At 47.2% G+C, this 23,638-nt stretch carries 19 protein-coding genes; 4 read left to right on the top strand and 15 right to left on the bottom strand.

Translation table 11 applies throughout. The features are described from left to right. From JM642_RS07485 to JM642_RS07465, 5 genes are all read right to left on the bottom strand, one after another. Positions 1 to 498 carry a (2Fe-2S)-binding protein gene (locus JM642_RS07485; protein WP_203433330.1) on the bottom strand — a complete coding sequence of 166 codons (498 nt, stop codon included), beginning with the start codon at positions 496 to 498 and terminating at the stop codon, positions 1 to 3. Positions 499 to 501: 3 nt separating this feature from the next. Further along, entirely contained in the window at positions 502 to 1,224 is a 723-nt protein-coding gene (locus JM642_RS07480; RefSeq protein ID WP_203433328.1) for a nucleotidyltransferase family protein, read from the bottom strand. Beyond that, positions 1,224 to 2,237 (bottom strand): XdhC/CoxI family protein, encoded by a 1,014-nt coding sequence (locus JM642_RS07475; RefSeq protein WP_088585388.1) that lies wholly within the window; start codon positions 2,235 to 2,237, stop codon positions 1,224 to 1,226. Before JM642_RS07475 ends, JM642_RS07480 begins: the two co-directional genes overlap by 1 nt. 213 nt (positions 2,238 to 2,450) lie before the next feature. Continuing rightward, the gene (locus JM642_RS07470) at positions 2,451 to 4,190 is read right to left on the bottom strand and encodes a methyl-accepting chemotaxis protein (protein WP_055648764.1); all 1,740 of its coding nucleotides are present in this window, start codon (positions 4,188 to 4,190) and stop codon (positions 2,451 to 2,453) included. Between the two features lie 325 nt (positions 4,191 to 4,515). After that, complete coding sequence (locus tag JM642_RS07465; protein ID WP_037431095.1) at positions 4,516 to 5,160, bottom strand: MBL fold metallo-hydrolase; 645 nt, start codon at positions 5,158 to 5,160, stop codon at positions 4,516 to 4,518. Between the two features lie 179 nt (positions 5,161 to 5,339). Here JM642_RS07465 and JM642_RS07460 point away from each other — a divergent pair, with 179 nt between their 5' ends. Beyond that, positions 5,340 to 6,629, top strand: a complete 1,290-nt coding sequence (locus tag JM642_RS07460; RefSeq protein WP_203433326.1) for an alpha/beta fold hydrolase — start codon at positions 5,340 to 5,342, stop codon at positions 6,627 to 6,629. Positions 6,630 to 6,846: 217 nt separating this feature from the next. Here the strand turns inward: JM642_RS07460 and JM642_RS07455 are convergent, their stop codons facing one another. Genes JM642_RS07455 through JM642_RS07445 form a run of 3 tightly spaced genes read right to left on the bottom strand, consistent with a single transcriptional unit; the run spans position 6,847 to position 10,498 of the window. Continuing rightward, entirely contained in the window at positions 6,847 to 7,230 is a 384-nt protein-coding gene (locus JM642_RS07455; protein ID WP_203433324.1) for a cytochrome c3 family protein, read from the bottom strand. A gap of 41 nt (positions 7,231 to 7,271) precedes the next feature. Beyond that, positions 7,272 to 8,909, bottom strand: coding sequence for an aromatic amino acid ammonia-lyase (locus tag JM642_RS07450; RefSeq protein WP_203433322.1), 1,638 nt, complete (start codon positions 8,907 to 8,909; stop codon positions 7,272 to 7,274). Between the two features lie 35 nt (positions 8,910 to 8,944). Beyond that, a complete protein-coding gene (locus JM642_RS07445; protein ID WP_203433320.1) occupies positions 8,945 to 10,498 on the bottom strand; it encodes a flavocytochrome c in 1,554 nt (517 codons plus the stop codon). Positions 10,499 to 10,663: 165 nt separating this feature from the next. Between JM642_RS07445 and JM642_RS07440 the strand changes: the two genes are divergently transcribed. After that, a complete protein-coding gene (locus tag JM642_RS07440) occupies positions 10,664 to 12,190 on the top strand; it encodes a sigma-54 dependent transcriptional regulator (protein ID WP_140907260.1) in 1,527 nt (508 codons plus the stop codon). An 86-nt stretch (positions 12,191 to 12,276) separates the two neighbouring features. Here the strand turns inward: JM642_RS07440 and JM642_RS07435 are convergent, their stop codons facing one another. Beyond that, a complete protein-coding gene (locus tag JM642_RS07435) occupies positions 12,277 to 13,446 on the bottom strand; it encodes a porin (RefSeq protein WP_140907259.1) in 1,170 nt (389 codons plus the stop codon). 249 nt (positions 13,447 to 13,695) lie between these two features. Further along, positions 13,696 to 15,822, bottom strand: coding sequence for a DNA topoisomerase III (locus JM642_RS07430; protein WP_203433318.1), 2,127 nt, complete (start codon positions 15,820 to 15,822; stop codon positions 13,696 to 13,698). Positions 15,823 to 16,023: 201 nt separating this feature from the next. Here JM642_RS07430 and JM642_RS07425 point away from each other — a divergent pair, with 201 nt between their 5' ends. Together JM642_RS07425 and JM642_RS07420 are read left to right on the top strand one after the other, a co-directional pair. Then, positions 16,024 to 16,311 (top strand): hypothetical protein, encoded by a 288-nt coding sequence (locus tag JM642_RS07425; protein ID WP_037420093.1) that lies wholly within the window; start codon positions 16,024 to 16,026, stop codon positions 16,309 to 16,311. A gap of 372 nt (positions 16,312 to 16,683) precedes the next feature. Then, complete coding sequence (locus JM642_RS07420) at positions 16,684 to 18,168, top strand: alanine/glycine:cation symporter family protein (RefSeq protein WP_144345085.1); 1,485 nt, start codon at positions 16,684 to 16,686, stop codon at positions 18,166 to 18,168. A 113-nt stretch (positions 18,169 to 18,281) separates the two neighbouring features. On the opposite strand, the gene purF is transcribed toward JM642_RS07420, so the two are convergent. The 5 genes from purF to truA all read right to left on the bottom strand — a co-directional run bounded on the left by purF (position 18,282) and on the right by truA (position 23,536). Then, positions 18,282 to 19,796 (bottom strand): amidophosphoribosyltransferase, encoded by a 1,515-nt coding sequence (gene purF, locus JM642_RS07415; RefSeq protein WP_037420099.1) that lies wholly within the window; start codon positions 19,794 to 19,796, stop codon positions 18,282 to 18,284. A 181-nt stretch (positions 19,797 to 19,977) separates the two neighbouring features. Then, a complete protein-coding gene (locus JM642_RS07410; RefSeq protein WP_011072963.1) occupies positions 19,978 to 20,466 on the bottom strand; it encodes a CvpA family protein in 489 nt (162 codons plus the stop codon). A gap of 110 nt (positions 20,467 to 20,576) precedes the next feature. Then, a complete protein-coding gene (locus JM642_RS07405) occupies positions 20,577 to 21,407 on the bottom strand; it encodes an SPOR domain-containing protein (protein WP_047536581.1) in 831 nt (276 codons plus the stop codon). Continuing rightward, entirely contained in the window at positions 21,400 to 22,698 is a 1,299-nt protein-coding gene (gene folC, locus JM642_RS07400; protein ID WP_047536579.1) for a bifunctional tetrahydrofolate synthase/dihydrofolate synthase, read from the bottom strand. The genes JM642_RS07405 and folC overlap by 8 nt, the downstream gene beginning before the upstream one ends. A gap of 52 nt (positions 22,699 to 22,750) precedes the next feature. After that, positions 22,751 to 23,536 carry a tRNA pseudouridine(38-40) synthase TruA gene (gene truA, locus JM642_RS07395; protein WP_172591106.1) on the bottom strand — a complete coding sequence of 262 codons (786 nt, stop codon included), beginning with the start codon at positions 23,534 to 23,536 and terminating at the stop codon, positions 22,751 to 22,753. Positions 23,537 to 23,638 lie beyond the last annotated feature (102 nt).

Below are 23,638 nucleotides of genomic sequence, written 5' to 3'. Positions count from 1 at the left end.
TTAGCCCTCCTGCTTGGCATAGCTTTGCAGCGCCGCTTTTATCCGAGGATAAGTACCACAGCGACACAAATTACCCGACATGGCAGCATCAATTTGTTCCGCCGATGGTTTGGGATGCTGAGTGACTAAAGCCGCTGCTGACATTAATTGCCCCGCCTGACAATAACCACACTGGGGTACATTGTGTTCGGCCCAAGCATTTTTAAGCTTTTGATTATCCAGCCCTTCAATCGTGGTCAGTTGTTTACCTTGCACCTGGGATACGCTGGTTAAACAGGCGCGCACAGGCTGACCATCTACATGCACGGTACAAGCGCCGCAGAGCCCCGCGCCGCAGCCATATTTAGTGCCCGTTAAGCCTAAAATATCCCGTAACGCCCAGAGGATAGGCATATTCGGATCCGCATTTAAGGTAAAAGATCTGCCATTAATGGTCAGGTTTTGGGAAGGCATCGCAAGGCTCTGGTCCTGTGCCGCCTCCGAGGATGGTATTGCCATAACTCACTCCTTAAGTGCCAACCACGACGCAAGATCGGCTTTAGTATCAATATCAATCGCGGCATGGGGTAAGGGAACAGCCACTAACTCATCCACATTTGCCAGTTGTTTTAAGATAGATTTGGCGCCGCGATCGCCAGTCAAATCCGTTAATAAATCGAGTATTGAGGCATTAAAAATAGCAGGGGCGCCTAATTCATCCAACGTTCCTTGTTCATCCAACGTCCCTTGTCCATTCAACATGTCAGCTTCGTTCGTATAAAAAGCGGCCACAGATTGTTGACTCGTCTGCCAAGTCTCAATCACCTGCCGATAGTCTTCAAATGTCAGCGCAACTTGATCCGCTAAGGTGAGTAACATGCCATCAAACTGCTGCGCTTTTGCAAAGTCCGCCGCAACTCGCAGAGACGACGCCAAACCTGTTTGCCAATTAGGATTATCAAGCAACGTCAGTTTTAGCGCTCCGAGAGCGTCAAGTTGCGGACGCAATAATGTTTGATGGGCACCAAGCACTATCAGCAATTCAGCGGTAACTTGATTGGATGATCCCATTACTAATGGAGCCGAGGTGAAGCGAGCCAAACGGTCGATATGGCGTTGTAAGATGCTCTGCCTTTGCCCTTCACTCGCCGCTGTTGATAAACGTTGTGCCAGCTTCGCCCCCTGAAAGCGCCGACTCTCGCCTGCCGCGAGCACAGCAATGAGCAATCTTTGCCTGATGCGCATTAAGGCATCATTCCATCGAGCGAGGAAAATGCCGCGCCATGAAGCACCCCATGGCATTGGGCCAAGATACTCAAGGCAATGGCGCTCGGTAACTCGCCACCAAGAGCAAGCCCCGCAGGTGCCGAGAAAAAGCCACTAAACGACTCCGTATTGAGTTCGGCCATCGCCAGCACTTTATCCCGCCGATGAGCGGGCCCCAAGAGGGCAACATATTTAAGATCAAAAGGTTGAATAGCTTTGAGCGCCGCCGCATCCAAATTCAGGTGATGGTGCATGACCACGGCGCAATCTAATTGCGCGACAAGCGCTTCGGCATCATCAAGGCTTTGCTTGACGATATGAGCATGGGGGAAATCGGCGCTTCTCGCATAGGCGGTGCGCGTATCAAACACGCTCACCTGCCAACCTAAACTGTGGGCAATCGCTGCCACGGGTTTAGCATCTATTCCTCCACCAAAAATCCCTAAATGAAATCGTGGTCTGAGTGGGATGATAAGCGCCTCCCCTTCAGGCTGACTGAGTATGCCCGCCTTTGGAAAATCCGCCGTAGGAAAAGGGGCACTTTGCGCCGGATAAAACTGTGCAGCGTAACTGCGAGCATCGCTGCCCGCAGGCACTAAGGGCAATTGATAGTAGCCCGACAGCCCCTTGCGAAACGCTTGTACTATGTCCACTAGGCCAAGATCATGATTTTCTTTAAGCAGAGGGATCAACATGATATCGACTTTACCACCACAACCTAGGCGGTAGCTGGCATCGGATTCATCGGTTGCATCATAGGTGATACAAGTAATCTGTTGCGATTGCATGGCTTGCTGCGCATGACGGCGAAGATCGGCCTCTAAACAGCCACCACTTAATATCCCTGCGCCTTGGCCAAACTCGTGGAATAACATCATGGCGCCGGGTTTACGGTAGGACGAGCCTTGGATATGGGTAATCACCGCCAGCACCCATGAATCATCCGCGAGGGGCAACCAATGTTCTAATAAGTCTTCCATTTGGTGATCCATCGACATTGACTCCTCTCTATTTCGCTAACTTAGGGACACATTTAATGCATCCACGATTGAAATCAGCGTAACTGATTAAAAAATTATCTTTATGTAGAACAAGCTAACAAAGGAAAATTGAATTTAAAAGGGCAAAAGCGGGGAAACACAAAATAGCTAAAGGATAAAGCTGACATCCCTGTCAACAAGTGTGAGATAGCCTTGAACTAAGGGTTAAAACTGATACTCTCCAGCCTTAGTTCGTAGTGCTTGGGATTGATTATCTAAGCTAATAGAGGTGAATTCGATTTGCTCAATAATTTGTGACACTTCGCGGGAATTATCGCGGATCACCATAAGACTGGTGGCAATATCCTTAGACACCAGAGATTGCTCTTCGGTTGATGCCGCTACTTGGGTATTAATCCCATGAATCGCCGCAGTGCTATGGCGAATATCATCAAAGACCGTCACGATACGTTGCAATTCACCTGAGGCTTTTTTCATTAAGTTAGCCGCTTGGGTGACTGAGCTGCCCACCTGATTGGTGCGATTTTGTAAACTGGCAACAATATCATCAATTTCCTTGGTAGAATCTTGAGTGCGCTGTGCGAGTGAACGCACTTCATCGGCTACCACCGCAAAACCACGCCCTTGCTCACCCGCCCTCGCCGCCTCAATGGCGGCATTGAGTGCCAATAAGTTAGTTTGTTCAGCAATCGCTTTAATCACACTTAATACATTACTGACTTGAGTGCTCTCATTCACCAAATGCTGCATCGAATCTTGGGTGGTCGTAAATTCACTTTCGAGCACCGCCATCGCATTCAATGCCTCTGAAACCGTATCCTGACCAACGCCCACATGGGTTTCATTTTCTGCTGCCCGAATTTCGGCGTTCGAGGTGCTCTCACTAACATGCACTAAGGTGGTCGTCATTTCTTCCATCGCGCTCGCACTGGCATCGAGCTCTTTGGCGACTCGGTTTGAGCTTTGACGGGAAACTTGAATCGAAGCTTTGGTTTGTTTAGCTAGATCCGCCACCTCCTTCGCAATACTGTCCGTCGTCGCTAATGAACTGGCTAGAGATGAAATGAATAAATTAATTTGGCTAACAATTTCCCCAATTTCACCCTGAGTCGAAACTGAGATCCTGCGGGCAAGATTTTTAGACCTTTGAATATCAAGTAATTCGCGACAGGTTTGTACGAGTGGAGTCACAATCCTACTTTTAACAATAATAAAGCCGCCAACGGCAACTAAAATCACCAAAAAGAGTACAAACTGCGAACCATTGAGTGCCATATTTAAAGAATCCAATCGATTACTCACCTCACCCTCAGTGCGTTTATCCAAGGCGGTAAAAAACTGATCGATCGGCTGCATGATCTTGGCTTTTTCACTATGATATTGATCGCTATGTAGTAATTCCCTCGCCATCGCGAGATTCGGCTCACCTTTAATGCTGTAGGTTTGGGTATTTGGATCGATAAAAATTCCTTTCACCGCGTTCATCGCCTTGACCTCAAGGGCGACTAAAGCATCAGAATTTTGCTGTGCCTGCTCGAGATAATGGAACTCCTCATCGGAAAACCCCAAAGCCTTCATTTGGCTTTTGATGGCCACTCTGGCGCCATCAGGCTTAGGTTTATCGCCATAACTGAGCACCAAATCCCAATAAATCTGGTGATATTTTTCCGGCCTAGGTTTTTCACCGTTACGAATGGCCAGAATATCCATATACATTTTTTCGTACTTTTCATCCCCAGTCACCGCATAGGTACGGGCGAGTCTGGTCAAATCATCAGAACTTTGCCGAAGTTCATCAGCAATTTGGTAGGATTGATAGCGAATATTCGCAGCATCATTAAAGAGTTCAATCTTAGATTTGACATTAAAACTCAGCACCGCCGTAATCACTGCACTAGCGACGATTGTGGAAAAAACAACACTCATCATCGTTTTTGTATTCATAGTTACCCCGATAGACACCTACAACGTTAGCTTTAAGTCTAGTCAGTAAAATGTAGCTAAAACGTAAAAAAAACAGAATTTTGATGAAATAATACACAGAGTTACGAGCGATTCTCAGTTGCGTAAATAACCGATACTTGGTTTAGGTCAAAATATAATGCTTAAAAATAGATAGTTGCGGATAAATCTAACTAAAAAGACCTAAGACGTGTGTCAAGCAGAGATGAGGTTTGCAGGTTTAATCAGGCACAGTAAATATGAATTGTACCTGATTAAAACTCGCATTTTGGCTGATATTAAGTCAATTGACACAGTGTTATGCAACTTAGAGCAGTAACTGATCAGCCACAAAGGGATTATGTTCACGCTCTTCGCCAAAGGTAGACATAGGTCCGTGGCCAGGAATAAATTCCACGTCAGCGCCTAAAGGCCAGAGTTTAGAGGTGATTGAATGGATCAAGCTTTGATGATTTGACTGAGGAAAATCAGTACGGCCAATCGAGCTTCTAAAGAGAATATCTCCGACCCATGCAAGCTTGGATGAGGCCGAATAAAACGCCACATGTCCTGGTGTGTGGCCAGGGCAATGCAGCACAGTCAAACTTTGCTCGCCCACGGTGACGGTATCGCCATCACACAGGTATTGATCGGGTTCAAAGGCATCACAGTGGGGAAAACCAAAGTTTTGACTCTGTTTAGGCAGATTTTCAATCCAAAACTTATCCGCCTCATGTGGACCAACGATGGGTACATTCGTTTGTTGTGCTAATAACTTAGCACCGCCAACATGATCAATATGACCATGAGTGAGTAACACTTTTTCAAGGGTCAGCCCTAATTTAGTGACTTCACCTAAAATACGGTCAACGTTCCCTCCCGGATCGACAACCGCTGCATGCTTAGTTTTTTCACACCAGATCAAGCTGCAATTCTGCTGGAAAGGTGTCACAGGAATAATTTGGTACTTCATAGCTTCAATCTCGTGTTATCCATAGCCGATAGATTACGCTAAGAGGGTTATCATGGCTCAATTTTTTATAATAAAAATTGATCTCAACCAAAGGCTAATCAAATAATCCTAACTTGCGACAACAGGGCTTTTGTATACAATCTGCCATAAATAACAAGCCTAGCCCTTAAGGTCAATTGATGAAACCCGATATGATGCTCGCTGGTGTTTTCGCCAAGAAACACACATTTACTTTGCCACTCAACTACCAACAACCCATTGGTGAGCAGATTACTGTGTTTGCGAGAGAACTTTGCGCCATTGAAAATAAAGATAAAAAATTACCCTATATCGTCTTTTTCCAAGGAGGTCCTGGCTTTGCCGCTATGCGGCCCGCCAGCAGTAGCGGCTGGATCCGTCGAGCACTCAAAGAGTTTAGAGTCTTATTGCTCGATCAACGGGGCACAGGCCTTTCTAGCCCAATCAATTATCTGAGCCTCAGTCACTTACCCCCTGAGCAACAGGCCGAATATTTAAGCCATTTTAGAGCCGACAATATCGTCCGTGACGCCGAATCCATTCGCACCCAGCTCTGCCCCGCCGACAAGTGGGCTATCCTCGGTCAAAGCTTTGGTGGTTTCTGCGTGCTGCACTACTTAAGTGCTGCGCCTCAGGGCGTAAGTGAAGCCTATATCACAGGTGGTATTCCCTCCTTAACGCGCAGCAGTGATGAGGTTTATCAAGCCACCTATCAGCGCGTACTCGCCAAGAATAAGGACTTCTTCCAGCGCTTCCACGATGCGCAGCATCTGGTGACTCGCCTCGCCAAACATTTACTCGAACATCCAGTGCAGTTAGCCACGGGTGAGCGCCTCACGGTTGAAATGCTGCAACTGCTTGGCATTAATTTAGGCATGGAGCAAGGCCCTGAGTCAGTCTACTATTTACTTGAACAGGCCCTAGTGCACTCGCCCCAAGGTGATTATGTCAACCCGCTGTTTTTAAATCATTTCTGCCAATTACTCGACTATAACACCAACCCAATTTTTGCCCTGTTACACGAGGCCATCTACTGCCAACACAGTGCGTCACAGTGGTCTGCCCATAGGGTACGGGAGCAGTATCCGGCCTTTAACTATCAAGTGGGTAAGCCTTTCCTGTTTACTGGCGAGATGATTTACCCTTGGATGTTTGAACAATTTAGCCATTTAGCGCCACTTAAAGCCGCAGCCAATATTCTTGCCCATAAAACGGACTGGCCAGCGCTATACAATCTTGAGCAGCTCAGCCAAAACCGCGTCCCAGTTGCGGCCGCGATTTATAGCGAAGATATGTATGTAGAGATGGATTTCAGCCTAGAAACCGCCAAACAGGTAGCGCACCTAAAGTATTGGTTAACCTCAGAATATGAACACAATGGTATTCGAATGGATGGCGAGCGGATCTTAGATAAGCTCATCAGTCTCAACCGCGGTGAACTCTTAAGATAAATGTTAATTTTAAGGGTTAATTAAGTAAAAGCTGTCATTGTGTGCAGGCTCCTCATCCAAATGAGTGATTTTGGCTACAACGTTCAACGACCTATTTTCCGTGAGAGTAATCCGAGTTGGATTACTCTTTTTTTTGCTGAAAAATGCACTCAACAAAGTTGAGTGCATGACAATAATCGTCAAAATACAGGGGAGCGGGTGTTTAACGAGGATGAAATTAACGTTTCATTTGAGGATAAGTAAACTCATGGCATTGATTGCAATAGACTTTACTTTCTTTGTGTTCCTGATGGCAGTAAGTACAAGGCAGATCAGTACCATAGTGCAGACTGTTATGGGGATTCGGCTCAACCGAATGACCCGCATCCGCAGGGCGCGAAGTCAACTTAGCCACGTCCTCGGGTGAACCATGACAACGACTGCAAGTCGCAGCATCGGGAACGGTTTTACGTTTTGCATCACCGTGGCATGCCGCACAATCGACTTTACCATCGGCTCCAGTCATTACCTCTTTATGGTAATCCTTGATATTCATTGCATTAGCAGCCATAGGTGCTGCCAGTATGGCACCGAGTAATAGAATAAATACGGGTTTTAACATCAGAGTCTTCCTAGGCGGGGCATGGTGCCCCGCATCGCAGATTAATAGTGTGTAATAAAGTCAGTCGACGCTCGGATGTCCGGCGTGAATGGGCGATCTTTCGCAACAAAAGGCACTTTCTCGCGGTAAGCCTTGTACATGGCTTGCGTCGCTTTACCAAGTTGCAGCTCAGGGTTCGCTTGTTTACGTAAATCAATCGCTTGAGTTGAATGTAGCAGCTCTAAACCATAGATAACTCGCGTGTTATCCACGATTTGGATCAGGTTATCCGACGCTAACTTAAGGTTAGTGAAGGTATCTTCAATACCACCAGCGATAGAAATCCCATCGAAGGAGACTGGCGTCGCTAACTGCTTGTTACGCACTTGCATATCCACAAAGGCTTTTTGAATTGCACCAAAGGCATGGCCTTGGTTTTCTGGCGCACTTAAGAAACGTGTTAGCTTAGTAAAGTGTTCATCAGACAAATGAATGGTCCGCATCACACTGTTATGGGACACATGGGTCAAGGCCACACTCAGGTTTTGCACCGCGAGAGCCACAGGCAGCGGCTCGAAGTTAGTGGTTGGGAATACACCACCCTGCCCTTCAACCAAATACTTAGCCACTTGTGGGAACTGCGCATACTGGTTTGAGGCACCCACAATTACTGCGGGGTTATCATCTGAATGGTTGATTTGGATATTGAGTACTTCATCCAATGAAGCTAAGGCCTGTTCGGCGCCAGCAAAAGTATAAGCTGTCGTTCTAAAGCTCAGCGGGTCTTGCAAAGGACGCTCATCATTCAGCTGCCATAAATAGCTGCCATCGAGTTGTTTTAAAATGTCACTAGCGGCGGTTTTAATATAAGGGAATGGGCGAATATCATTGGTTTGTGGCAAGAATGGCGCCACGTTACCGTTTAATCCCTCAAGGCTTAAGCCAAAGACGGTGGGCGACACGGCCAATAGTTGCTTCGCCTCGCGGTAACCTTGCATTGCATACGCCACAGCAAAGGCGTTGTTAGATAAAATCGACAGCGCATCTTTCCCCATTGGAACTAATGGTGCAATCCCTGCATCAGCCATCGCCTCTTTACTGCTAACACGCTGACCTTTATAGAATACTTCCCATTCGCCAACCATGGCTAAACCGACATGGGATGAGAGTAGAATGTCCGCCTCACCTACCGTGCCCTTGGCTGGGATCACAGGTGTCAACCCCTTGTTAAGATAAGCTTCATAAAGCTCTGCCACCACAGGCTGCACACCGGTTTGTCCGGCTAGCATAGTATTTAACCGCACAGCTAATGCCAAACGTGTTAAGCGGATGGGCGCAGCGTCACCCACGCCTGCACTATGAGCACGAAAAGTACTAAAGTTAAAACTTCTTGAGGCATCGAGTACTGCATCACTCAATTTGCCATTAGCATCGAACAGTTTGTGGTCTTTATTAAGTCCAACACCTACGGTTAGACCATAAACGGGTTTACCTAGACGTGCGGCTTCCATCAATAGCTCGTGTGCTTTCACTAATTGGGTTTTCGCTTGTGGAGCAATTTTTACTTTAGCGCCATCGGCAATGGCCCAAGCTTGGTCTTGGGTTAAATGTTTACCATCAAGCACGACTTGCTCCATCGCTAACGCACTGCCTGAGAGTAAGCTCAAGGTGAGTGAAGCCATCAACACTGATTTATTCATAATCATCTCCAACATTTTGTTATATTTAGTAAAATCTAGGCTTGCTTAAGTGTCACAGCACTCGCTGCGGCGCAGTTACGGCCAGCATTACGCCCAGTGACAACTCCTTCAGCCACGGCACAGGCCCCTAAACGGCTGGCACCATGGATACCGCCCGTGGCTTCGCCAGCGGCATATAATCCGGGAATGGCTTTATTACTGACCAAATGCAGCACTTCGGATTGAGTATTCACCTTCACGCCGCCCATGCAGTAATGCACCTTCGGCCACATGCGCACCGCATACCAAGGCCCTTTGTCGAGCACTATTGCCTCCTGCATGGGGCGGTCGAACTCTTTATCGATGCCTGTCTTCACCGCTTCGTTCCAACGCGCAACCTGCGCCTTTAATGCCTTGGCCGGCATGCCGTAAATAGCGGCCAGTTCGTCTAAGGTTTCGGCCTTGCTGATGACCTTGTATTTCAGGCCCCAATCTAAGGTCTGTGCCTTGCTGGCACCGGCAGCATTAGTAAAACCAATGGGATAGACAGGTTGCCCTTTTTCATCTCGTCTGGTCATAATGGCGTCGGCACGGGCTTTACGGTCGGCTAATTCATTGAAGAAACGCTCACCTGTGCGCACATCCACAACAATGCCGTGGGGATAAGTAGCGATAGTGTTGAACTGGGAAGCCGTGCCAAATCCCTTCTCGTCGGGGGATGCCCATGGGCCAAGCTGAATTTGGTCTAAATGAATGGGATTGGCCCCAATGAGCATCATCTGCTTGAGCGCCTCGGAGGTGGCACCTGCATGGTTGGTTGAATCTAAATCACTATTTAACTCAGGTAATTGCATCATGCGGTATTCAATATCGCGGCCAAAACCGCCAGTCGCCATAATCACGCCACGGCGCGCGCCGATTCGAGATATTTTACCCGTGCGGTCATTGGGAAAATAAAAACCTTCGCGAACTTCGACACCGATCACCCGTCCGGCCTCATCTTGTACAAAGCCTTCGAGCTTGGTCTGATTTTTCATGATGACGCCCTTGTCCCGGGCGGCTTTAATTAGGGGGCGAATAATGCCTGCGCCTGAACTTTCAACGGTTTGTAGCACTCGTTGTACCGAGTGGCCGCCAAAGTGCTGTACAAACGGTTTCCAGTTCACGCCGTAATCGATCAGCCACTGGCAGGATTCAGCTGTGCCGTTACATACCAGTTTGAGCATTTCCACATCGTTCATGCCGCGACCAGCCCGCAGCATGTCCGCCACCATTGCATCGACCGAATCTTCAATCCCTGCCTGCTTCTGTAGGGCTGACCCCGCGACCGCCATCGCGCCGCCGTTGATGGTCGAGTTGCCACCAAACACGGGCATCTTATCGATAACCATCACGCTCACGCTGGCTTCTCTGGCCTGCAACGCTGCTGACATGCCCGCAAAACCGCTGCCAACCACGAGCACATCTACGATTTCATCGAAATTAACAGGAGCCGAGTCACAGCTGGCAGAGGCAGGCAACGCGATACTCGCCCCCAGCCCTGCGGCCATGACCATGCCTCCCTTTAATAACTGGCGACGCCCCGCATTAATATCTTGGGTTTTACTCATGCTGATTTCCTTCAATAATCACTGGAACTTGTCAGCATGAAAGTGCAGGTGCTGTGCCAAGCACCTAAAAGGAAGTATTTAAGTGGTGAATTTTGATTGCAGGCACAAAATCACGAAATATAAAGATCTACAATCACGATACTTAGTGATCAACTTGAAATATCAATGGAAAAACACTTTTATTACGAATCAACCCTAAGGCTCTGTAGTAGTCTGCAACTGGAGAAATCCCTACAGAGCTACTTTGAGTTTATTCGGGATGAACTCCCCATTGATGGGCTATTTGTGAATATTTTTCGCAAACAATTTAATGATATACAGTTTATCGCCCATGTAGATAACACCCATTGCTGTACGCTCGATAAGCGCGTCCAAATTCCTGAGAAGATGGCGCAATACTTAGAAGATCCCGAGCGACCAAGGGTTAGAATTGTTAACGATATTGAGCATGATCCTGTTACTGCATTAGTCGCACCTCAAGTGATTAAAGATATTCGGTCACTGATTATCTTGCGAATGTCGATTGAAAACACCCATCTTGGGATAGTCGGTTTTTATGCCAAAACCACTGGAGTATTTAGACCACGCCATGCCGACTTAATCGCACCGCATATGCAAAACCTCGCGCTGATCACGGCGCTGAATTTAAGGGATCGCAACTTACTCAAAGAGAATGAAGCGCTCTCGAAGCAAAACGTGAGTCTACGCCGCACCTTAGATGTTCAAAATGGCGTGGTTGGCGCTAATTCTGGCCTGAAACAGGTAATGCAACAGGTGCAATCCATCGCCAAAATCAACACCACAGTGTTAATGCTTGGGGAAACGGGCTGTGGCAAGGAAGTCATCGCCAACGCCATTCACGAATTATCGGAACGCTCGGGTAAGCCTTTTATCAAGGTAAACTGTGGCGCCATTCCTGATACCTTGATTGACTCCGAGCTTTTTGGTTATGAAAAAGGCGCATTTACTGGCGCCGATTCACGCAAAATTGGCTACTTCGAGCAGGCCAACGGCGGCACGATTTTCTTAGATGAGATAGGGGAATTGCCGCTTTCGGCCCAAGTTAGGTTACTCAGGGTACTGCAAAATAGTTGTATCACCCGCGTTGGCGGCCACGATGCGGTGCAACTCGATATTCGTATAATCGCGGCGACCCACAGAAACCTTCAAGCCATGGTGCACAGAGAGGTGTTTCGTGAAGATCTCTGGTATCGACTGGCGATTTTCCCGATCGAAATCCCGTCATTAAGACAAAGACGCACGGACATTCCTCTATTGGTACAACATTTTATCGAGCAACTGAGTGCCAAGTTTAATTTGCCGCAGTTGCCAAGGATTGCACCAGACCAACTGAATATCCTCAATCAATATGGCTGGCCCGGGAATGTGCGAGAACTTATCAACGTACTTGAACGCGCCATGATCCAGCATCCTGCTGGGCCACTCGATTTTCGATTTCTGGCACCGCAACACTGTGAAGAAGTGAAAACCCCATCCAATCAGACCGTGATTATCGACCCAAGCCATGCCACCGATAAGTTGGTGCCGCTGGATGTGATGACCAAAAAATACATCAGCCATGCCTTAAGGATCACAGGGGGCAAACTGTATGGCCCAGGTGGTGCCGCTGAATTACTGGACATCAATGCCAATACATTACGCAGTAAAATGAAGAAGTTAGGGATTGTGTAACACTCAAAAATGGATCGTAAATAAAAAGGCCACAAAAATGTGGCCTTTGTTTTATGCTGCCGAATTAGTCGCTCAAGCCATTGAGCTTAGAAGAAATAACGAATACCAACAGCGTAGTTATTGTCTTGCAGATCTTCATAGGCCTTATCGTCCATGTTGCTGAAGTCAATCTTGGCTTCGGCGTACATAATGGTGTCGCGGCTATAACGATAATGCAGACCAAGTACCGCAAACTGGCGGGTCCACTTACCTTGAATTGCCGTGTTTTCATCGGTATCCAAATCTTGATAGGTCAGCAATACACTCGGCACAAAGCCATTGTCATATTGATAAGCCACGATAAATTCAGCACCTGTAGAATCGTAAAGCTCGCCACCCACTAACTCATTTTGCTCACTCTTATGGGCGTTAAAACCAACATATAATCCATCTGCATCACGGCCCGGCGCATACTGATAAAAACGACCGTACTGCGCACCAATACCAATGATTTGATTGGTATTGTCTACGTCTTTACCGGCGAGGTTTCCAGTAAAGTCGCCACGGTTAAAGCCTGCTAACACCTTAAATTTATCTGTAATGTAGTAAGTCGCGCTGGCACCATAGCTAGGATCAAAGCTCAGCTCTGAACCATCATTTAAGGCATGACCTTGGTTATCATAAAGTGCTACATCGCTATTTTGCTTTGAAGCGTATTGCACCGCGATATGCAGTTTACCAAAGGTATTACGGTATTGCAGCGCCGCATCGGCACGTCCAGCCCCCGTTAACCCACCATCACCGAAGGTATAAGCACCGACCGACCAGCCAGTAAACGCATTGAGCACATCCGTGGTATAGGCAACATCGTAGTAAGCTCCCCACTGCTTACCAAAGCTGAGGGTGCCCCATTTGTCGTGCGACATGCCAACATAACCTAAGCGGTTAAATAGGAAATCTGAGGTTTTTGAAGCGGATAATTGGCCGCCACCTTGGCCTTGGGTATAAATTAGACCATCGTCGCTGGTGACCATATTAATACCCCATTCAGTATGGGCAAAGGAGCGCCAGCCGTTTTTCTCTTGGCGGTCAAAACGAAATCCCACCCGGGAAAAGTTATCGATAACTGAAGTTTCATGACCATCATTTAACGCCGCAAAGCCTAACCATCCGATCATATTGACACTATTGGTTTGATCGTTATACAACTCAACCGCATGAGTTGTACCTGTGAATAACATCGCGGGGATCATCACTGCAAGCAATTTCTTTTTCATATCATCTATACCTATTCATTCAGCTAAATCATAAATAATCTTATGATTTGATTGGCTTATTATATTCTCCGGCCAAGGCAAAGCAGTTAGCATGCCACGGAGCAGAAAAGTTGAGTTTCCAGGTATTTTTTAGAAGTGGATCGGCCAATCACGAAATAACGTGATTGGCGGTAATTAAATATCGCGGAATAAATTAAATATCGTTACCAAATCGCGAACATTAGCGACAGTTTGATTACATTTGTGTCATCAGGCTTGGGCGGTCGCTTTGCTCGTTCGCCGTCTAGGGACGGTCGGTTTAGCTGTTGTGGATGTGGAAGATGCTGCGGCTGAATTTCTAGCATTTCCTTTTTTAGCGCCCGTTCCGGCTTTTTTCCCGCCAGCAGCGCCTCTGGTTCCAGCTTTTCGATAGACGGACTTTTTAGCTGCTCGCTTAAAACCCTGTCCTTTTAAGCCATTGAGGGCTGAGGGTAATTGGGCGCCCGCATTTTCGATTAAGTGATTTAGCGTCCCCAGCAGTGGCTGCATAAATCCTTGATAAGAGATTTCCTTATGGCAGATGCCATTTAGGCTTGCCTCCCACAGCGCCGTCATATCGGGTGTTGTGGCGCTAAGGGGTAAACTATTAATTAAGCCCTTGCCCACCTCAGTGGCCACAATCGACTTGCCCTGACGCTGAATAAATCCCCGTTTAAATAGCAGTTCAATAATGCCTGCGCGGGTCGCTTCCGTCCCTAAGCCATCGGTTTCCTTTAAAATTTTGCGGATCTCAGGGTCAGTCACATAACGATTAATCCCCGTCATGGCGCTCAGCAAGGTCGCATCGGTAAAGGCTTTGGGGGGCTGAGTTTGCTTCTCGACCAATTCACCTTGGTTGCAGTGAAGGATTTGTCCTAGGGCCAAAGGCGGTAAAATGCCACAAAACACCTCATCTTCTGCATCCTTATCGGTACTTTTATCATCAGTGTTTTTAAGCGATTCTCGCCCCGTAGACTCTTTATGTTCATCAGCTTCCCGTGCAAACAGTTGTTTCCAACCTAGGGATTTATCCTGTCTAGCCTTCGTTTTAAAGAGACCACCTTCAATGGTCACTTCGACCGCAGTTTCACTGTAGCAATAGGCGGGGTAAAACTGCGCCAAATACTGGCGGGCAATATGTAGATAAAGCTGCCTTTCCCGCTGGCTTAAACTGCCTAAATTGGGCTGTTTTTCCGTTGGAATAATGGCGTGGTGGGCATCGACTTTTTTATCATCCCACGCCTTAGATTTAAGCCGAGGATTCGGCGCCTCAGCGTGTGCGACTAACTCGGGCCCCCCCCCCATAATGGCCGCTAATACACTGCTTGCTAGACCATGTTGCTCTGTAGGTAAATAGCGGCTGTCAGAGCGCGGGTAGGTAATCAGCTTATGGCGCTCATATAAACTCTGGCAGGTATCGAGCACGTCCTTAGCGCTCATCCCAAACCGCTTGGCTGCATCAATTTGCAGTGCCGATAAGCTGTAGGGTAATGGCGGATTCTGCTGTTTATCCTTAGTGCTTAACTGGGTCACTTTGGCGGGTTTATCGGTGATCCGACGCACCACATTTTGTGCTAAGCCCTTAGCAAGCACTCGCCCTTCTTCGTCCATATAAGGTAAACAGGCTTCACTGGGTTGCCACTTCGCAGTGAAAGATTGTTGTTTATCCGTTACTAAATGCGCTAAGACTTCATAAAAGGGTTTAGATTGAAATCGCGCGATTTCCTCATCGCGGCGCACGATAAGCCCAAGGAGCGGGGTTTGCACTCGACCGACGGATAGCACGCCCTGATAGCCGACCTTTTTCCCTTGGATGGTGTAGGCCCGTGTCATATTCATGCCATAGAGCCAATCGGCACGGCTCCGGGCAAGTGCAGAAGTAGACAAAGGAATAAACTCACGGTTACTACGAAGTTGCGACAAGGCACGTTTCACCGCCTGCGGGTTTAAGTCGCTGATAAGGAGTCGCTGCGTTTGCTGTAATTTATCGCCCGTCACGCCCAAATAGGCGATTACTTCATCAACCAATAATTGCCCTTCCCTGTCTGGATCACCCGCATTCACTAAGGTATCGGCCTGTTTTACCAGCTTTTTAAGTACAGTGAGTTGGCTACGGGTCGCGGCCTTAGGTTTAAGCTGCCACTTCTCGGGCACTATGGGTAAATGCTCAAACTTCCACGATTTGAACTCGGGGTTATAGGCATCGGGCTCGGCCTGTTCAAGCAAATGCCCAACACACCAAGACACGCAGTTTCCTTGGGCGTCTTCAATAAACCCGTCACCTTTTTTGTGGGGTTTTGGTAGCACATCGGCGATTGCACGCCCAAGACTTGGTTTTTCAGCAATATAGAGGATCATATCTACATTAAACACTGGATATAATTACAGTGTAATTTAGCCCAAAGCAGACAAGAGTGCAAACAGCCTTCTTTAGCTCAAGAGCCAATTTAGTTCGTTAAGCTCTAACTGAACACTAAAGCTGTGTAAATTTAGTTGAGAATTATTCTCATCTAAATTTATTATTCCTTCCATCACTTAAAGAGGAATCAGGAAAAAGAGATGAATACACTGACGTTGCCCTATCATGCTAAACCCGCATTTAAACCAGCATTAGTATTAAGATTCAATCAATTAATGCTATTTCATAGCCTCTTATTACTGGCATTAAGTCTGCTTTGTGGGATGGGTCTTGAAACATTAAATCTTGAGGTTCCGTTCCTCTCTTGGGCTTTTATCCTGTTTCTACCTGTAGCTGTAAGTCTATCTTTGCTATTAAAACATCGCGTTAGCCGCCGTAGCCTGGCATGGCTATTTGGACTGTGGATGCTGTTATGGCTGGTAATTTAAGCCAAGTTTTGTTTGCCTTGCACAAATACCGTCCCCGCTATCCACTTTGGCTGAGTTAATAGTCTCAATCAATTCGCCTTATCTCCCCCGCTTTTCTCAATGATTCAAGTTACTAGATTACAAATCTCAATGCAGCAGAGATAACACGCTGCCAAATAAAGCTCCTCAGTAACCCCATCAAATTAAGAACGTTAAATTATCAAATATTTAACAACTTTAGCTATGAAGTGACTAAAAAAATCGTTATGTTGAAGCTCTTGGACGCACACACGCGTTTTAACCTTAGGCCTAATTGGCTGTTTAGTACCCAAAATCACCTAAAAAAATCTTAAAAACTCTGCAAAAAACAACAGAATATTGGAGTTGAATTATATGAATGAGATTGTTAATGCGGTCAACAATATCGTCTGGAGTCCCGCGCTCGTTTATCTTTGCCTCGGTGTAGGACTCTTTTTCTCCCTGCGCTCACGCTTTTTACAGTTACGTCATTTACCCGAAATGATCCGTCTAATGTTTGATGGCAAAAGCACCGATGCTGGCGTGTCTTCCTTCCAAGCTTTAGCCATGACCTTAGCCGGTCGTGTTGGTACAGGTAATATCGCTGGTGTTGCCACGGCGATTACCTTTGGTGGCCCTGGCGCTCTTTTTTGGATGTGGATGGTAGCGTTTCTGGGCGCAAGCTCAGCATTCGTTGAATCCACCTTAGGACAAGTCTACAAAGAAAAAATCAACGGTGAGTACCGCGGCGGCCCCGCCTTTTATATTGAAAAAGGCTTAGGCATGAAGTGGTACGCTTGGACATTTGCCATTGCGACCATTTTTGCCTGCGGGATTTTACTGCCTGGGGTACAAGCCAACTCGATTGGTTCAAGCTTAAAAACCGCCTTCAATATTGACCCTAATGTCACAGCAGCCATTCTTGCGATGCTATTAGGTTTTATTATTTTTGGAGGGGTGAAACGGATTGCGCAGTTCGCCAGTACTGTAGTGCCTTTTATGGCGCTCGGCTATATCATTGTCGCCTGCGTGATTATCGCCCTTAACATTGACCAGCTGCCCGACATTATTCTGCTGATCCTAAAAAGTGCCTTCGGACTCGATGCAGGCTTTGGTGCGATTTTAGGTCTTGCGATTATGTGGGGGGTAAAACGCGGTATTTACTCCAACGAAGCGGGTCAAGGTACTGGGCCGCACGCTTCTTCTGCCGCCGCAGTGAGTCATCCAGCCAAACAAGGGTTAGTGCAAGCCTTCTCAGTGTATGTTGATACCCTGTTCGTCTGCTCAGCCACTGGCTTTATGCTGCTGATCACAGGCCTGTATAATGTGCAGGGCCCTGATGGCGCAGCGCTTTATACCGGGATTGCGGGGATTGCGGCGGGCCCTGGTTATGTACAAACCGCAATGGAAAGCATGATGCCAGGCTTTGGTAATATGTTCGTCGCCGTTGCGCTATTCTTCTTCGCCTTCACCACCATTGTGGCCTACTACTATATTGCCGAAACAAACATCGCTTATATCAATCGCAAAGTGAATCGTCCTTGGCTTACAGTGGTACTGAAAGTGGTGCTCATGGCCTCCACAGTCTATGGCACAGTGAAAACCGCAGACTTGGCTTGGGGGATGGGTGATATTGGTGTGGGAATTATGGCGTGGTTAAACATTATTGCCATTATTCTCCTGCAAAAAATTGCCTTCACTTGTCTTAAAGATTATGAATCTCAGCAAAAACAAGGTATTGAGCCACAGTTTGATCCTGAAAAACTCGGTATTCACCATGCGGACTATTGGGTTGAACGTAAAAATGCGCAGGATGAGCTAACACAGAGCCAATCCAACGAGAATCCAAAAATCTCCTAAGGCTTAAAATTCCAAACAAAAAGCCAGTGACTTATCACTGGCTTTTTATTGTGCATTTTAAAGTGTGCCGACGCTTAACGCCAAGCACACTCTTTCATCTTAAGCGTTTCGTCTTATGGATGGCAGACGTTGTGTAACTCAAGGTTAGTGCCAATATCCTTATTGCGGTCAGCTTTGGCATCATCGTTACGAAGCTGCGTTAAATGATCGAGATAGGACTGATCAACGTCGTTGGTGATGTAGTGACCATCAAATACTGACGTTTCGAAACGTTTGATCTCTGGGTTTTCCATTCTCACCGCTTCGACCAGATCCGGCAGATTTTGGAAGATAATGCCATCGGCGCCGATAAGCTTAGCAATTTCATCGGCATCACGGCCGTGTGCGATAAGCTCATTCGAGGTTGGCATGTCGATACCGTACACGTTTGGGAAACGAATTTCCGGTGCAGCCGAAGCAAAGTACACTTTCTTTGCTCCTGCTTCACGGGCCATCTCAATGATTTGCTCTGAAGTAGTACCACGTACAATGGAGTCATCGACTAACAGGACATTCTTACCTTTAAACTCAGTGTTGATGGCATTGAGTTTACGGCGTACCGATTTTTTACGCTCTTGTTGGCCAGGCATAATAAAGGTACGGCCGATATAACGGTTTTTCACAAAACCTTGGCGGTAAGGTAAGTCCATGCAACGGGCGATTTCTAATGCGATATCGCATGAGGTTTCCGGAATTGGGATCACCACGTCAATATCATGGTCGTACCATTCTTTTTTGATCTTTTCACCGAGCTTGGCACCCATGTTCACGCGGCTGGCGTAAACCGAGACATTATCGATAGTAGAATCTGGACGCGCAAAATACACAAATTCGAAGATACAGGGCGAGTAGCTTGGCTCTTTTGCACATTGGCGAGTGTAAAGATTACCGTCGAGGGAAATATAAATCGCTTCACCCGGCGCGACATCACGCATCACTTCAAAGCCGACAGCATCGAGTGCTACACTCTCAGAGGCAACCATATATTCAGTGCCAGTTGGGGTTTCGTGCTTACCCAGCACTAAGGGGCGAATGCCGAAAGGATCGCGAAACGCGACTAAACCTTGGCCAACAATCAACGCCACAACGGCATAAGCGCCACGGGCTTGTTCATGCACTTTAGCGATAGTGTCAAACACTTCATCAGCCGTCAGTGCTAAGCTCGTGGTTTTTTGTAGCTCATCGGCGAGCAGGTTTAACAACACTTCGGAGTCGGATGTGGTATTCACATGGCGACGCTTTTTAATCAGGCCTTCGGCTAATTCAAGCGTGTTGGTTAAGTTACCGTTATGGGCTAATGAAATCCCAAATGGCGAGTTAACATAGAAAGGTTGCGCCTCTGACGCGCTGGAACTGCCAGCAGTAGGATAACGCACATGACCAATGCCCGCATTGCCCTGTAAGCGCTGCATGTGTTTGACTTCAAATACGTCTTTGACCAGACCATTGGCTTTACGTAGTCTGAAAGCACCACGATCAACGGTGACAATACCTGCCGCATCCTGACCTCTGTGTTGAAGCACAGTCAGTGCATCATAAATGGTCTGATTAACCGATGATTGGCCAACTATTCCGACGATACCACACATGGGTAAGCTTCCTCATTGTAAGATGTTCTATGCCCTTTCATGTGAAATATAAGTAAAACACGAAGTAACTGCCCAGCCATTTGAGCAGCGACCTTCGCCTCGATTTGAGTCTGCACCAATAGCGCGACAGAGTTCAAAGCAGACTTATTTTTCATCACTTAGGATAAATTTATTGTCTTTTTTATAGTTTGGGTACAAAGCTGGAGGTGTTTTCCAAATAGTTAAAGAACCACTGGATGACAACGCCAAATTCGGGCACTAATACAGAATCCTTCCACCATTGGGCGTTAGGTGAGCCTGTAAAAGCATCCATAAAAAACAGCAGCGCGCTGACAATCAACGCGCCCCTAATAGCACCGAAACACAGACCTAAAAGTCTGTCAGTGCCAGATAATCCGGTTTTAACCACTAATTGCCCTATGATGTAATTGATAAGGGCACCGAGTATTAATGTGGTGATAAAAAGAATGGCTATAGAAACGCCATTGCGCAGCATCTCATCGTTCATTTGTGTCAGATGGATGGCGAGGTCTTGATAAAATTGACTGGCAACAAAGAAAGCAGCAAACCATACCACTAACGACATGGCTTCTTTGGCAAATCCACGGATCAGACTAATAAGAGTCGATAACCCGATAACGAAGATGATAGCGTAATCAATCCAAACCATTGAGATGGCTTTCCAGCATAGGCTTTAAGACGGCGCGATTCTACCAGAGACTGAAACGATTCTCACCCCTAGAGAGGTAAATAAATTATTTCAGCCTCGGCAGTTCTGCATTAAGATTCCAACGGATTAAAAGGCACAATCCGACCTTTTAAACGTGTCAGACTTTCAACTTCTTCTTGTATTTTCTTCAACTTAACTTCTGACACATCTGGCCCCACAAACACTTTAGTCAACACGCCATCCTTTGGTGTGTCTGGAATTGTGTACGCCTTGTAACCGCTTTTACGCAACTGCGCCACTAGCGCTTTCACATTGGCGGCATTACTAAATGCGCCCAGTTGCAGGGTAAGTCCGGGCTTTAATGAATCACGACTCACCACTTTTATGCCATCGTCTTTGGCAGGTTTTGCAGATTCAGTTTTCGCCGTTTCGGCCTTAGGCTTTTCAGCTTTTGCAACCGTGGTTGGTTTAACCTCTGGCTTTTTAGGTTCGGTTTTAGCTATCGCAGGCTTAGGTGCATCTTTTTTAGGTTCAGACTTTGCCGTTTCAGTTTTTGCCGTTTCCTTCAACTCAGCCTTGGCATCAGTTTGTACGGCCTGTGGCTTAAGTTGCTCCTTAGCCGCAGCTTGCACGGGTTCAGATGCAGATTCAGGTTTAGACTCTGGCTTAGCATCCGCGCCCACTGCCTGCGCTAATGTCGCCTCATCATTGGGAGAAGGCTCTTCTGGCATAACATCTTTGCCATCCACGTCTTGCGCAGATAGCACTTCAAACGTGTCATCGGCATTTTTATGCGCTATCGCGGTAGGACGTAAGGGAATTTCGGCAAATTGCTCCTCTTGCCGCTCCTTCTTACCGTCTAAAATATCCGGCAAAAAAATCACCCCGAGGGCGACCAGCACCACAGTGCCGACTAATCGATTATGAAACTGGCTAGACAAAACGGTTATCCTGCTTAAAGAGAGACTTAAAACCTGCCACAGTGTAAAAGGAGCCAAACACAATTACCACATCATCGGGTTGAATTTGCGCTTTTAATGCCGTCCAAGCCGTGGCGATATCCTCGAATTCGAGGGCCTTGCAGTCTTGAGCTAATGTTTGACGTAGCAAGCTGGCATTAGCGCCACGCTCGCCCTGTAAACTCACTAAGTACCAAGTGTCAATTAAGGGCGAAACCACAGGTAATACGCCGCCAATATCCTTATCCTTTAGCATACCGCACAGGGCAAACACTCGCTTACCCGCGACGATGGGCGTGAGTTGCTTGACTAAAAACCTTGCAGCATGTGGATTATGAGCCACATCGAGTAAAATCAGTGGCTGCTCATTGACTTGCTCCAAACGTCCAGTTAAACGGGCGCTGCTGATGCCTTTGGCAATAATATCGGCAGCAATATGTGGCCAACCCTGTTCGACAATGGCAATCACTGTCGCAGCATTGGGTAATGGCAATGTGGGGAGACTAAGCTGTGTTAATTTAAGTACTTGCCCTTGATAGTCCCAAGTGTTGCCATTTTGCTGATAGGTAAATTCTGTCCCGACTCGATACAACTTGGCGCCTAGGTGTTGGGCGACATCATTGACGGTATGGGGCAAGTTTGGCTCGCCGACAATGGCAGGTTTTCCTTGGCGAAAAATCCCCGCCTTTTCGCGGCCAACCAGCTCACGGGTATTACCCAAATACGCCTCATGGTCTAAATCAACCGAGGTCACGACGCTGATATCAGCATCAATCATGTTAGTGGCATCTAAACGGCCGCCAAGACCGACTTCTAAGATCACCACATCCAGCTTGGCCGCTTTAAATAGGATTAAGCCCGCCAAGGTGGCATATTCGAAAAAGGTCAGCGAAATCTCGCCACGTGCCGCTTCAATCTGTTCAAAAGCCGCTACAAAGGCGTCATCGCTGGCGTCCTGACCGTTGATGCGCACCCTTTCATTGTATTTGAGCATATGGGGCGAGCTGTAGACGCCCACCGTCAACCCTGATAAACGCAGGATGTTCTCTAGCATGGCGCAGGTCGTGCCTTTACCATTGGTGCCAGCAACAGTGACAATTTGACTTGGCCCTAAATCCAATACATTAAGGCGCTCGGCAACCTTAGAAACCCGAGTTAATCCCATGTCGATTTCGGTTGGGTGAATCGATAATAAATACGCGAGCCATTGATCCAGTGGCGCGTTTGCTCCTGGCGCAACTAAGGCTGTCAATTCACTTGGGGCTATGGTCATCGGTTATTTCCTTCCTTCGAAACGCATTTAAGCTCTGCCACTATAAAAGCCATTAATCCAACATAAACAATGGCCCAAGCGCTAACTTTGGCAATTGATATTGCTCCGGATATGTCACATCCACAAGATAAAGTCCGTTCGGTTTAGCCGTTGCCGCGGCTTGATTTCTATCTTTTAATGACAACAGATCCGCCATCCAGGTCAATGGCTGGTTGCCAAGCCCAATCTCCAGCAGCGAACCGACAATATTACGCACCATATGGTGCAAAAAGGCGTTGGCAGATATATCGACGATCACATACATGCCCTGACGCGTCACTTTAACGCTGTGCACATTGCGAAACGGAGTTTTAGATTGGCATTGAATAGCACGAAAACTGGTAAAATCCTGCTCGCCGAGCAGCGCCTGCGCCGCAATATGCATTTTATCAGCGTCGATATCACCATGATAATGGCTGACACCGTGGCGTAGGATCCCTGGGCGAAGATTATGATTGTAAATCACATAGCGGTAACGTCTAGCCGTGGCCGAAAAGCGGGCATGGAAGCTCTCATCTACCTCTTTTACCCAGCGTACGGCAATATTATCGGGTAAATTGGCATTAACACCTAAGGTCCAGGCACCTTCGTTACGTACGGCGTTGGTATCAAAATGCACTACCTGCCCCGTTGCATGAACACCAGCATCGGTTCTTCCTGCACAAAACAAGCTAATGGGCTCGTTTGCCACCTTAGACAAGGCTTGTTCTAATTGCCCTTGTACTGAATCGACTTCGGCCTGACGCTGCCAACCAAAATAGCCACTGCCGTCATATTCAATACCTAATGCAATCCGCATCACACATCCTCACAATTAATTTAGCGGCGCATTTTATCACAGCAGCCCGTAAAAAAAACGGCGCTGTGAGCGCCGTTGATCGTTAACATTAAAGCTTAATGC

The organism is Shewanella sp. LZH-2 (genome assembly GCF_016859145.1).
GTDB lineage: Bacteria > Pseudomonadota > Gammaproteobacteria > Enterobacterales > Shewanellaceae > Shewanella > Shewanella xiamenensis.
Note: the sequence above shows the minus strand (reverse complement) of the source record. Positions and strands in the feature narration are given on the sequence as shown.